The organism is Arthrobacter sp. BI5 (genome assembly GCF_056680065.1).
On sequence record NZ_CM155264.1, the window covers coordinates 2,336,044 to 2,348,057 of the forward strand.

Consider the following 12,014-nt stretch of genomic DNA (forward strand, 5'->3'; position numbering starts at 1 on the left):
CGGAAGGCCCGCCCCGGCGTTGCTGCAGCCGGGCCTCCTAGCCCTTCCGGATCACCTTGAAGTTGGATGCCTGCGCCACCGGGCGGATCACGATCTGGTCCAGGTTGACGTGGTGCGGCGCGGCGACCGCAAAACGGACGACGTCGGCGACGTCGGCGGCCGTGAGGGGCTTCTCGACGCCGGCGTAGACCTTGTCCGCCGCGCCCGCGTCGCCGAGCCGGTTCAGCGAGAACTCCTCGGTCTGCACCATGCCGGGGGCCACCTCGATCACGCGCAGGTTGTGCTCTGCCTCTTCCAGGCGCAGGGCCCCGGTGAGGGCGTGCTGCGCGAATTTCGCGGCGTTATACCCGCCGCCGCCCTCATAGGCGGACAGGCCCGCCGTCGAGGTCAGGTTCAGGACGGTCCCTTCACCGCAGGCGCGCAGCATCGGCAGGAACGCCCGGGTGAGCTTCATGGTGCCGAGGACGTTGACCTCGTACATCCACTGCCAGTCCTCCGTTTTGGCCTCGGCCACCTTGTCTGCGCCGCGGGCGCCGCCGGCGATGTTGATCAGGGTGTCGATGCCGCCGGCGCGGGTCACCTCCTCCACCAGCCGGGCCACGTCGGCGTCGACCGTCACGTCGGCGGGAACCGCCACGGCGCCCGTTGCGGCGGCGAGCGCCTCGAGCCGTTCAGCGCGGCGGGCGACGGCGAAGACGGTCCAGCCTTCCTGCCGGAGCGCGCGCACGGTGGCCTCGCCGATTCCGGTGCTGGCGCCGGTGACGACCGCCGCTTTTGCTGTGTTTGCAGTTCCTGCGTTATCGATTCCCTCAGTCATGGCACCACCCTATGGGAATCAGCGGTTCATTTCCTGCCGTGCGCGAGGAAGTCCAGCAGGACCCGGGCGTGGTTGGTCTCCGGGTCTTTGGCGCCGAATAGCAGGGTGACCTTGCCGTGCTGGGCCGCCAGGTCCCGCAGGGTGCCAACGGCCGGGTTGGACTCCAGCTCCGCTTCATAGGCGGCGCGGAAGTCCGCGAACCGCTCCTGCATGTGGGCGAATTCGGTGCGCAACGGCGGCGAGGGCGCCACTTCCTTGAGCCACAAGTCCAGCTGCGCGCGTTCCTTGCTGACCCCGCGCGGCCAGAGCCGGTCCACCAAGACCCGACAGCCGTCGTCGTCGGCGGCCTCGTCGTAAATGCGCTTGATTGCGAACTTTTCGGTACTTTGCTGCATCTGCTGCATGCTACTGCAGGGCCTGGTTGCGAAACGCGCTGAAAAAGAGTGGAAGAATTAGCCCATGGCTGAACACACGCAGGGTACAGACACGCCCACCACCGCCCCCATCAACGTTCCGGACAAGCCCGCCCTCGAGGGGCTGGAAGCCGACCTCACCCGGCGCTGGCTTGACGAAGGGACCTACAAGTTCAACCGGGAGACCACCCGGGAGCAGGTCTACTCGATCGACACTCCCCCGCCCACGGCGTCGGGGTCGCTGCATGTGGGGCACATGTTCTCCTACACCCAGACCGACGTCCTGGCCCGCTACCAGCGGATGACCGGCAAGAACGTCTTCTACCCGATGGGCTGGGACGACAACGGCCTGCCCACCGAGCGGCGGGTGCAGAACTACTACGGCGTGCGCTGCGATCCGGCCATCCCCTACGACGCCGGGTATCGACCGCCGGCGGAACCCGCCAAGAACCAGCGCGATTTCGACGTCGTCTCGCGCCGCAACTTCATCGAACTCTGCGAGGAACTCGCCGTCGAGGACGAAAAGGTCTTCGAGAACCTCTTCCAGACCCTCGGCCTGTCCGTCGACTGGGACCTGACCTACCGCACCATCGACGACAAGTCGCGGGCCATCTCACAGCGGGCCTTCCTGGCCAACCTGGCCGCGGGCGACGCGTACATGGCGGAGGCCCCCACGCTGTGGGACGTCACCTTCCGCACCGCGGTGGCCCAGGCGGAGCTGGAGGACCGCGAGGTCGCCGGCGCCTACTACCGCTACCCGTTCTTCACCGAGGACGGCGAGAAGATCTACATTGAAACCACCCGTCCCGAGCTGCTCGCCGCGTGCGCGGCCCTGGTGGCGAACCCCGACGACGAGCGGTACCAGCCGCTCTTCGGCAAGAAGGTGACCTCTCCCCTGTTCGGCGTCGAGGTGGAGGTCAAGGCCCATCCGCTCGCGAAGGCGGACAAGGGCTCCGGCATTGCGATGGTCTGCACCTTCGGTGACCTGACGGACGTGACCTGGTGGCGCGAACTGCAGCTGCCCACCCGCGCGATCGTGGGCCGCGACGGCCGGATCATCGGCGAAACCCCGGATTGGATCACATCTGCGGAAGGCCGCGCGGCGTTCGAGGCAATCGCCGGCAAGACCGTGTTCAGCGCCAAGGAAGGCGTGGTGGAACTTCTCACCGCCGCAGAGTTGCTCGACGGCGAACCGAAAAAGATCATGCACCCGGTCAACTTCTTCGAAAAGGGCGACAAGCCCCTTGAGGTCGTCACGTCCCGCCAGTGGTACATCCGCAACGGCGGCCGCGATGAGGAACGCCGCGAACGCCTGGTGGGCCGCGGCAACGAGATCGAGTTCCACCCGTCCTTCATGCGGTCCCGCTACGAGAACTGGATTACCGGCCTGAACGGCGACTGGCTGGTCTCCCGGCAGCGGTTCTTCGGCGTGCCGGTGCCGGTCTGGTATCCGCTCGACGCCGACGGCAACCCGGACTACGACGCGCCCATCCTGCCCGGCGACGAACAGCTTCCCGTGGACCCTGCCGCGGACGCGGCACCCGGCTACGAGGAAGCCCAGCGTGACATGCCTGGCGGCTTCACCGGCGACGCCGACGTCCTGGACACCTGGGCCACCTCGTCACTGACCCCGCAGATCGTGGGCGGCTGGAGCACCGACGAGGCGCTCTTTGCCAAGGTCTTCCCGTTCGACGTGCGCCCCCAGGCCCACGACATCATCCGGACCTGGTTGTTCTCCACCGCCGTCCGTGCCGATGCCCTGCAGGACGTCGCGCCCTGGAAGCATGCTGCCATCTCCGGCTGGATCCTGGACCCGGACCGCAAGAAGATGTCCAAATCCAAGGGCAACGTGATTGTCCCGACCGACGTGCTCAACGAATACGGCTCGGACGCGGTCCGTTACTGGGCGGCCTCGGCCAAGCTCGGCGCGGACACCGCCTACGAGATTGCGCAGATGAAGATCGGCCGTCGCCTGGCGATCAAGCTGCTGAACGCCTCCAAGTTCGTGCTGAACCTGGGCGCCACGGAGGACTCTGTGGTCTCCTCCGATCTGTCGGTGCTGACCAATCCCTTGGACCGCGCCGTGCTTGCGCAGCTTTCCGACGTAGTCGAGCAGGCCACCAAGGCGTTTGAAAACTACGACTACGCCCGCGCGCTGCAGATCACCGAGAGCTTCTTCTGGCACTTCACCGACGATTACGTGGAACTGATCAAGGACCGCGCCTACGGTGCCGCCGGCGAAGCCCAGCAGGCGTCTGTGCTGGCCGCACTGGCGACCAGCCTGGACACCTTGCTGCGGCTCTTCGCCCCGTTCCTGCCGTTCGCGACGGAGGAAGTCTGGGGCTGGTGGCGGACCGGCTCGGTGCACCGCGCGCAGTGGCCCGCCGCCGTGGAGATCGACGGCGACACCACCCTGCTCGCCACGGTGGGGGCGGCGCTGGGCGGCATCCGCAAGGCCAAGTCGGAGGCCAAGGTCAAGCAGCGCACCGAGGTGCTCTCCGCGACCATCACGGCGTCGGAGTCGCTGACCACGCAGCTGAAGGCGGGGCTGGGCGACCTCAAGGCCGCGGCCAACGCGCGTGAGCTGGCGCTGGTGGCCGGGGAAGGCGAGCTGACCGTACGCGACGTCGTCCTCGCCCCTGCCGAGGAGCCCGCCCAGGCGTAAGGCGCCCCCCACCGCGGAACCACCAAGGGGGCCCCCCGCCCGGCTCAGTCCGGGCGGAGGGCCCTCTTCCGTTTTGTGTCCTCCGGCTTAGATACCGAAGGACGTCTCAAAATGAGTCAGGATCGGCGGTGCGGCCAGGAGCTCCCCCAGCCCGCTCGCTCCGTCGCCTGCCCGCCAGGCGCGGTAGGCCGAGTCGTGCTCCAGCGACGCCCATTGTTCCACCACCACGAGGTGGGCCGGATCGTTCTTGTCGACCAGGACGTCGACACCGAGGCAGCCATCGAACGCCCGCGTATCGGAGAGAATGTCGCGGAGCACGGCCGGTGCCGTGGGCAGGGCGTCGGTTTTGAGGGTCAGGTCAAGGTGGGCTGTGACGGGCATGGCGCTCCAATGTTCGCGGGTGGTCGGGTTGCTCACTGGAAGCAACAGCGGCGCTTCCGGACTTGTTCCCTCGAAGCCGCTCCGGTCCTTTGCCGTTATTACGTAGCGGATCCGCGGGACCGCCGTTCAGCTTCGCTGATGGCCCAGGCCGCGTTGACCAAGCCGATGTGGCTGAAGGCCTGCGGGAAGTTGCCCAGCAGTTCCCGGCTATCCGGCGCTACTTCCTCTGCCATCAGTCCCAGGCCGGTCGCGAATCCGGCGGCACGCTCGAAGACGGCCGTGGCTCGCTCCGTCAGTCCGGCCAGGGCGAGGGCGTGCGCGAGCCAGAAGGTACAGAGCAGGAACGCGCCTTCCTCCCCCGGCAGGCCGTCGTCGCCGTGGTAGCGGTAGACCAGGCCGCGGCCGTCGGTGAGCCGCTGCTCTATCGCCTCGACCGTGGCCAGGAACCGCGGATCGCCCGCCGGCAGGAACCCCACAATCCCCAGCATCAGGGCTGAGGCGTCGAGTTGTTCGGCTCCGTACGCCTGGGTGTAGGCGCCGGCGGCCTCATTCCAGCCGTGGGCGCGGATGGAGTCTGCGATCTGCTCCCGGGCGTCCGTCCAGCCCGGCACCCGGTCCGCGGTGCCCAGCACCCCGGCGAGGGTAATGGCGCGGTCCACCGCCACCCAACACATCAGCTTGGAATACAGGTAGTGCCGTGGTTCGCCGCGGACCTCCCAGATCCCCTGGTCGGGGCTACGCCAGCGGGCCACGGCGGCGTCGGCCGCGTCGGCGAGGAACCTCAGGGTTTCCGGCGCCAGCTCCGCCAGGAATTCCGGCATGGTCGCGGCCGCGTCCAGCAACTCGCCGTAAACGTCGAGCTGCCGCTGATTCCAAGCGCCGTTGCCGACCCGCACCGGTGCACTTGACCGCCAGCCGGGCAGGTGGTCCAGCACCCGTTCGGGCAGATCCCGCTCGCCGCCGATCCCGTACATGATCTGCAGTTCCTCTCCGCCGGCGAACTGGCGGGCGGCGGCGGATGCGAGGAACTGGAAGAACTTCCCCGCCTCGTCCGGACAGGCCGCCACCCAGAGCGCCTGCAACGTCATGCTGGCGTCCCGCACCCAGGTATAGCGGTAGTCCCAGTTGCGGGTGCCGCCGGCCACCTCGGGCAACGAGGTGGTAGGAGCCGCCACGATGGCGCCGGAAGGATAGTAGCTCAGGGCCTGCAGGACCCGGCCGCTGCCGTGCACCAGCTCCTGCCAGCGGCCGCGGTAGTTCTGGTGGATGCCGGACCAGCTGGTCCAGCCCTCGATGGTGTCGGCAAGCCGGTGCGCCGTCTCCTGCTGGCTCCACAGCACCGGCTCCTCACCGTCGCCGCGCTGGCGGTGCAGGGCGAAGCCAACAACGTCCCCGGCGGCCAGGCGCACGACGGCGCGGGCCGTGCCGCCGTCGAGCTCGAAGGGCACCGGGGTGGACAAGGCGAGGTCCTCCGCTCCTGCGTGCACCAGGACGCCTCCGTCGACGTTGTGCAGCGCCGGGCAGATGAGGCCGTAGCTAGGCCGCGGCGCAAAACTGACCTCGACCTCCACGGTGCCCGCGGTGCAGGCGAGCTGGCGCAGCAACGTGCCGGGTGACGCCTGGCCGAGGTCGTGGCCGCGCCGGCCGGAGCCGAGGGCCAGGGCGTCGCTGACGGCGAGCTGGCCGTGGGCGGTGGTGTGCAGCGACTCCAGGACCATGGAGGGGCCCACGTACCGCCGGGTGGTCGAGTGCGGGCCGACCGGCCGGATGGACCAGAACCAGGCGTCCTCGCCCAGGAGCCGGCCGAAAACCGAGGGACTGTCGAAGCGCGGGAAGCAGAGCCAGTCCACGGAGCCTGCGGCGCTGACCAGCGCGGCCGACCAGCAGTCGGACAGCAACGCGTAGTTTGCGATGGGTTCGGTGCTCACGGCTCACCACCCTGGAGCAATTGTGGCCTGCAGCGTTGGGGGCACGCAGCTTTTTGGGCCGCATAGTTTTTGGGCAAAGGGGAAGCCCCATCAGCTTTTTGCGGTTGGTGGGGCTTCGACTTTTCGATTACCGCGTGACGTCTTAGGTAATCTGGCGGGATCCTTGGAATTTCAGGTCTTCCTACCTCGTCACTGGTAGCCATCATCTGACTTTGCCGAAGGCTGCGTCGGATGAGTGTCACTGAATCTTTGGTTCCTGCGTCCCGCTTCTTTCGAAGTGGGTAAGATCCATTGTTCTCCCGCTGTTCCGGATGCACAAGGGCCCCGGATGAACTACACAGCAGTAGTTTATCCAGGGCCCTTGGCGCGTCCGGCCGGGACCGGCGCCTAGGTGAAAACAGGGCTCTCGGTGCGGCTGCGCTTGAGTTCGAAGAAGTACGGGAAGGAGGCCAGGGCGACGCTGGCATCCCAGAGCTTGCCGGCGTCTTCGCCGCGGGGGATGCGGGTGAGGACGGGGCCGAAGAAGGCGGTGCCGTTGAAGGCGACCACCGGGGTTCCGACGTCCTGGCCGACCAGCGAGATGCCGGCGTCGTGGCTGGAGCGCAGCTGGGCGTCGAACTCATCGCCCTGGCCGGCGGCCGCGAGCTCTGCCGGCAGGCCTACCTCGGCCAGCGACTTGGCAATGACCTCGTCGATGTCCTTGTTGTCTTCATTGTGGATCTTGGTGCCCATGGCGTCGTAGAGGGGCTTGATGTACTCGGCGCCGTGCTTCTCGGCGGCGGCCACGATCACCCGGACAGGCGCCCAAGCCTTGACCAGGAAATCCTTGTAGTCGGCCGGAAGTTCGTCGCGTCCCTCGTTCAGGACCGCCAGGCTCATCACGTGCCATTCAGTCTTGATGTCCCGGACGTTTTCCACCTCGGAGATCCAGCGCGAGGTCACCCAGGCGAAGGGGCACATGGGGTCGAACCAGAAGTCTGCTTTATTCGTCGTCGTTTCGGGCACAGGGTTCTCCTTTAGGCGTGTTCGGGGAGCTGCCACGCGGCTTTCGGGCGGCTATTGCCACGGCAGGCACGGGGCATCACTTACGCACAGCGGCGTGCCCGGCGGATTTATTCCGGCTGCTCCGCACGTGCGCTGCCCGGATCAGGCAGACTTACGCCGTTTCACGTCGTGGGCGATCATGGTGGGCGCCGCCTTCTTGGCGACGACGTCCTCGGTGATGACCACGCTGGCAACGTCGTCGCGGCTCGGCAGGTCGAACATCACCGGCAGCAGGACTTCCTCCATGATGGCGCGGAGGCCGCGGGCGCCGGTGCCGCGTTCGAGGGCCTGGTCAGCGATCAGGTCCAGGGCTTCGTCCTCGAAGACCAGCTCAACGCCGTCGAGCTGGAACATCTTCTGGTACTGCTTGACCAGCGCGTTCTTGGGCGTGGAGAGGATCTGGATCAGCGCCGGCCGGTCCAGGTTGGACACGGTGGTGATGACCGGGAGCCGGCCGATGAATTCGGGGATGAGGCCGAACTTCAACAGGTCTTCGGGCATAACCTCGCCGTAGGAATCCGCGTTGTTCTTGACCTCGTTCAGCGGGGCGCCGAACCCGATGCCCTTGCGGCCGGAGCGTGAACCGATGATCTCCTCCAGTCCGGCGAAGGCGCCGGCGACAATGAAGAGGACATTGGTGGTGTCGATCTGGATGAATTCCTGGTGCGGGTGCTTGCGTCCGCCCTGCGGCGGGACCGAGGCGACCGTGCCTTCGAGAATTTTCAGCAGTGCCTGCTGCACGCCTTCGCCCGAGACATCCCGGGTGATGGAGGGGTTTTCGCTCTTGCGCGAAATCTTGTCGATCTCGTCGATGTAGATGATGCCCTGTTCGGCCTTCTTGACGTCGTAGTCCGCGGCCTGGATCAGCTTGAGCAGGATGTTCTCGACGTCCTCGCCGACGTAGCCGGCTTCGGTCAGGGCGGTGGCGTCCGCGACGGCGAACGGGACGTTGAGGCGCCGGGCGAGGGTCTGTGCCAGGTAGGTCTTGCCGCAGCCGGTGGGGCCGATCAGCAGGATGTTGGACTTGGCGATCTCTACGTCATCGTGGTGGCCGCCTTCGGCCAGCGTGCCGCTCTTGGGGGCGTGGCCGGCCTGGATCCGCTTGTAGTGGTTGTAGACGGCGACGGCGAGAGAGCGCTTGGCGGGCTCCTGGCCGATGACGTATTCCTGCAGGAAGTCGAAGATTTCGCGGGGCTTGGGCAGCTCGAAGCTACCCAGGTCAGCTACTTCGGCGAGTTCTTCTTCAATGATCTCGTTGCAGAGTTCAATGCACTCGTCGCAGATGTAGACGCCGGGCCCGGCAATGAGCTTGCGGACCTGCTTCTGGCTCTTTCCGCAGAAAGAACACTTCAGCAGATCGGTGCTCTCGCCAATCCGAGCCATATGTGAACCCCTTATTATCTTGCTGCCGGCTGGGTCGTGCTCCTGTGCAGCGCTGCACCCGTTACTGGAATCACGGACGTTCCTCGCGGGAGGCAAGCCGTGACAACTTCCACTCTAGGTCACTTTAGGCCTGATGGGTGGAAAGAAGACGCCGGTGCGGCCCATTTCTGCTGAGCCGCACCGGCGTCGTGTTTTAACCGTGGATCACGCTGCCCGGTCGTTACTTCGTGATCGCCTGCGGCTTGATCTTGCGGGAATCAAGCACCTGGTCGATCAGGCCGTAGCTCATGGCCTCGGCGGCCGTGAGGATCTTGTCGCGTTCGATGTCGTTGTTGACCTGCTCCGAAGTGCGGCCGGAGTGCTTGGCCAGCGTGTCCTCGAGCCAGGAGCGCATCCGCATGACCTCAGCGGCCTGGATCTCCAGGTCGGAGGCCTGCCCGCCCTGGCCGCCGGAAAGGGCGGGCTGGTGGATCAGGACGCGTGCGTTCGGCAGGGCCAGGCGCTTGCCCGGGGTACCGGCGGCGAGCAGTACGGCGGCCGCGCTGGCGGCCTGGCCGAGGCAGACCGTCTGGATCTCCGGGCGGATGTACTGCATCGTGTCGTAGATCGCCGTCATGGCAGTGAAGGAACCGCCCGGGGAGTTGATGTAGAGCGTGATGTCCCGGTCCGGGTCGGTGGACTCGAGCACCAGCAGCTGGGCCATCACGTCGTCGGCGGAGGCGTCGTCGACCTGGACGCCCAGGAAGATGATGCGGTCCTCGAACAGCTTGGTGTAAGGGTCCTGGCGCTTGAAGCCGTAGGGGGTGCGCTCTTCAAACTGCGGCAGCACGTAGCGGCTGCTCGGCAGGTTACCGGCAGTCGATCCGAAGTTGTAGTTCATGTTCTTTGCTCCTGAAGTCGGTTCTGTCTGCGTGCCGGTTAGTTTTCGGTGCCGGCGTCGGCGTTGGTCCCGCCGCCACCTGCCACGGACCCGGCGTGCGCCGCGATCTTGTCGAAGAAGCCGTATTCCAGGGCTTCGGGCGCCGTGAACCACTTGTCGCGGTCGTTGTCCTTGAGGATGGTCTCCACGGTCTGTCCGGTCTGTTCGGCCGTCAGTTCGGCCATGACCTTCTTCATGTGCAGGATCAGCTCGGCCTGGATCTTGATGTCCGAGGCGGTGCCGCCGATGCCGCCGGAGGGCTGGTGCATCAGGATGCGGGCGTTCGGGGTGGCGTAGCGCTTGCCCTTGGTGCCGGAGGAGAGCAAGAACTGGCCCATCGAGGCGGCCAGCCCGGTGGCCACGGTGACGACGTCGTTCGGGATGAACTGCATCGTGTCGTAGATGGCCATGCCGGCGGTGACGGAGCCGCCGGGCGAGTTGATGTAGAGGTAGATGTCCTTCTCGGGGTTCTCGGCCGAGAGCAGCAGCAGCTGCGAGCAGATCGCGTTGGCGTTCTCGTCACGGACCTCGGAGCCGAGCCAGATGATGCGCTCTTTCAGCAGGCGGTTGTAAATGTAGTTATCCTGGGCTGCCGGATCGACGGTAGCCATCCGGGGTGCCCCTGCTTGCTGTGACATGTGTACTTACCTCTCGCTGGCGACGGTGACGCCACTGGACGGCATCACTGAACTTTCCTACATGGACACTAACGGTTTTCCCGGCTCCTTTGTGCTCAGGCACAGGGCTGTTCGCTGACGGCGCACGTTTGCCCCGGGGCGTTCATCGCGGGCTTAAAAAGCCGCACCCCCGGATCGGTGATCCGGGGGTGCGGGCAGGAACTGCGGGGACCGCGGGTGCTAGAACTTCACGGCCGCGGGGTCGTCGTTCTTCGGCGCTTCGGTGGCTGCCGCGTCGTCGGACGGCTCGGCTGCTTCCTCGGATGCCTCGGCGGACTCGGCTTCGAAAGAAGCCTCTTCACCGCCGGGGCGGACGAAGTCGCTGAGGTCAATCTTGTTGCCCTCAGTGTCGGTGACCTCGGCCTGGCCAAGGACCACGGCGAGTGCCTTGCGGCGGCGGACCTCGGAAACCATCATGGGGACCTGGCCGCTCTGATCGATGATCTGCGCGAACTGGTTCGGATCCATGCCGTACTGGCTGGCGGTGGTCACGATGTAGTCGATCAGCTCGTTCTGAGTGACGTTGACTTCTTCCTTTTCGGCGATGGCGTCAAGGATGACCTCGTTCTGGAAGGCCCGTTCGGTGTTGGCCTTGACCTCGGCGCGGTGCTCCTCGGTGTCGTGCTCGCCTTCACCGTGGGAGTTCTCGGCGCTGAAGTGCTGCTCAAGCTGCTCTTCGACGACGGATTCCGGAACCGGAACCTCAACGAGCTCGACGAGCTTGTCCAGAACCTTGTCGCGGGCCTCGACGCCCTGCTCGACGGTCTTGGAGTCGGCGGCCTGCTTGGCGAGGTCCTCGCGGAGCTCGGCCAGGGTGTCGAACTCGGAGGCCAGCTGGGCGAAGTCGTCGTTGGCCTCGGGGAGCTCGCGCTCCTTGACGGCCTTGACAACAACCTTGACCTGCGCGGATTCGCCGGCGTGGTCGCCGCCCACGAGGGTGGTGTCGAAGATGGCGTCCTCGTCGGCGCTGAGGCCGGTGACGGCTTCGTCCAGGCCTTCGAGCATGGTGCCGGCGCCTACCTGGTAGGACAGGCCGGACGCGGAGTCAACCTCGGCGCCGTCGATCGTGGCGGTGATGTCGATGGTGAGGAAGTCACCGTCGGCGGCGGGGCGGTCCACGGACTTGAGCGTGCCGAAGCGGCCGCGGAGCTCGTCGAGGGCCTTGTCGACGTCGGCGTCGGAGGACTCGGCAGCGGCAACCTCAACCTTGATGCCGGAGTAGTCCGGGAGCTCGATCTCGGGGCGGATGTCGACCTCGGCGTGGAACTTCAGTTCGCCGTCGGTGGCGGACGGGTCCGGGACCTCGGTGATTTCAACCTCGGGACGGCTCAGCGGGCGGATGCCGGTTTCCTGCACGGCGGCCTGGTACCAGCCGTTGAGGCCTTCGTTAATGGCCGTTTCCAGGACGTAGCCGCGGCCGACGCGCTGGTCAATGAGCTTGGAGGGGACTTTGCCCTTGCGGAACCCGGGAACCTGGATCTGCGAAGCAACAGTCTTGTATGCCTCTGCGATGCTGGGCTTCAATTCCTCAAAGGGGACCTCAACATTGAGCTTTACCCGCGTGGGGGTGAGGTTCTCGACAGCGCTCTTCACAGTCTAAGTACTCCTGGTTTTGGGGGATGGGGTTCTGCAACGCCACTTATCTGGCAGTTGCTGCAGAGTCGGGGTGACAGGATTTGAACCTGCGACTTCCTGCTCCCAAAGCAGGCGCTCTAGCCAAGCTGAGCTACACCCCGTAAGTGCACAGAACAGTCTACGGTCATACTGTGCTGATTTGCACATTTGAC

At 66.1% G+C, this 12,014-nt stretch carries 10 protein-coding genes and 1 tRNA gene; 1 reads left to right on the forward strand and 10 read right to left on the reverse strand.

Going from position 1 to position 12,014, the window contains the following annotated elements:
• Positions 1 to 37: 37 nt before the first annotated feature.
• Both AC1MED_RS10585 and AC1MED_RS10590 read right to left on the reverse strand, forming a co-directional pair.
• Positions 38 to 817 carry an SDR family oxidoreductase gene (locus AC1MED_RS10585; protein ID WP_479783250.1) on the reverse strand — a complete coding sequence of 260 codons (780 nt, stop codon included), beginning with the start codon at positions 815 to 817 and terminating at the stop codon, positions 38 to 40.
• A gap of 26 nt (positions 818 to 843) precedes the next feature.
• On the reverse strand, positions 844 to 1,212 hold the full coding sequence (locus AC1MED_RS10590) for a DUF488 domain-containing protein (RefSeq protein WP_479783251.1): 369 nt from the start codon (positions 1,210 to 1,212) through the stop codon (positions 844 to 846).
• A gap of 64 nt (positions 1,213 to 1,276) precedes the next feature.
• Between AC1MED_RS10590 and valS the strand changes: the two genes are divergently transcribed.
• On the forward strand, positions 1,277 to 3,895 hold the full coding sequence (gene valS, locus AC1MED_RS10595) for a valine--tRNA ligase (protein WP_479783252.1): 2,619 nt from the start codon (positions 1,277 to 1,279) through the stop codon (positions 3,893 to 3,895).
• 87 nt (positions 3,896 to 3,982) lie between these two features.
• Here the strand turns inward: valS and AC1MED_RS10600 are convergent, their stop codons facing one another.
• From AC1MED_RS10600 to AC1MED_RS10635, 8 genes are all read right to left on the reverse strand, one after another.
• Entirely contained in the window at positions 3,983 to 4,312 is a 330-nt protein-coding gene (locus tag AC1MED_RS10600) for a putative quinol monooxygenase (RefSeq protein WP_479783253.1), read from the reverse strand.
• Positions 4,313 to 4,374: 62 nt separating this feature from the next.
• The gene (locus AC1MED_RS10605; RefSeq protein WP_479783254.1) at positions 4,375 to 6,204 is read right to left on the reverse strand and encodes a glycoside hydrolase family 15 protein; all 1,830 of its coding nucleotides are present in this window, start codon (positions 6,202 to 6,204) and stop codon (positions 4,375 to 4,377) included.
• Between the two features lie 387 nt (positions 6,205 to 6,591).
• Positions 6,592 to 7,209, reverse strand: coding sequence for a mycothiol-dependent nitroreductase Rv2466c family protein (locus AC1MED_RS10610; RefSeq protein ID WP_479783255.1), 618 nt, complete (start codon positions 7,207 to 7,209; stop codon positions 6,592 to 6,594).
• Between the two features lie 141 nt (positions 7,210 to 7,350).
• A complete protein-coding gene (gene clpX / locus AC1MED_RS10615) occupies positions 7,351 to 8,631 on the reverse strand; it encodes an ATP-dependent Clp protease ATP-binding subunit ClpX (RefSeq protein ID WP_346960900.1) in 1,281 nt (426 codons plus the stop codon).
• Between the two features lie 220 nt (positions 8,632 to 8,851).
• Complete coding sequence (locus AC1MED_RS10620; RefSeq protein WP_146338590.1) at positions 8,852 to 9,511, reverse strand: ATP-dependent Clp protease proteolytic subunit; 660 nt, start codon at positions 9,509 to 9,511, stop codon at positions 8,852 to 8,854.
• A gap of 38 nt (positions 9,512 to 9,549) precedes the next feature.
• The gene (locus tag AC1MED_RS10625; RefSeq protein ID WP_175321079.1) at positions 9,550 to 10,161 is read right to left on the reverse strand and encodes an ATP-dependent Clp protease proteolytic subunit; all 612 of its coding nucleotides are present in this window, start codon (positions 10,159 to 10,161) and stop codon (positions 9,550 to 9,552) included.
• Positions 10,162 to 10,407: 246 nt separating this feature from the next.
• On the reverse strand, positions 10,408 to 11,820 hold the full coding sequence (tig, locus tag AC1MED_RS10630) for a trigger factor (protein WP_479783256.1): 1,413 nt from the start codon (positions 11,818 to 11,820) through the stop codon (positions 10,408 to 10,410).
• 68 nt (positions 11,821 to 11,888) lie between these two features.
• Positions 11,889 to 11,963: transfer RNA gene (locus AC1MED_RS10635), tRNA-Pro, on the reverse strand.
• Positions 11,964 to 12,014: the final 51 nt, after the last annotated feature.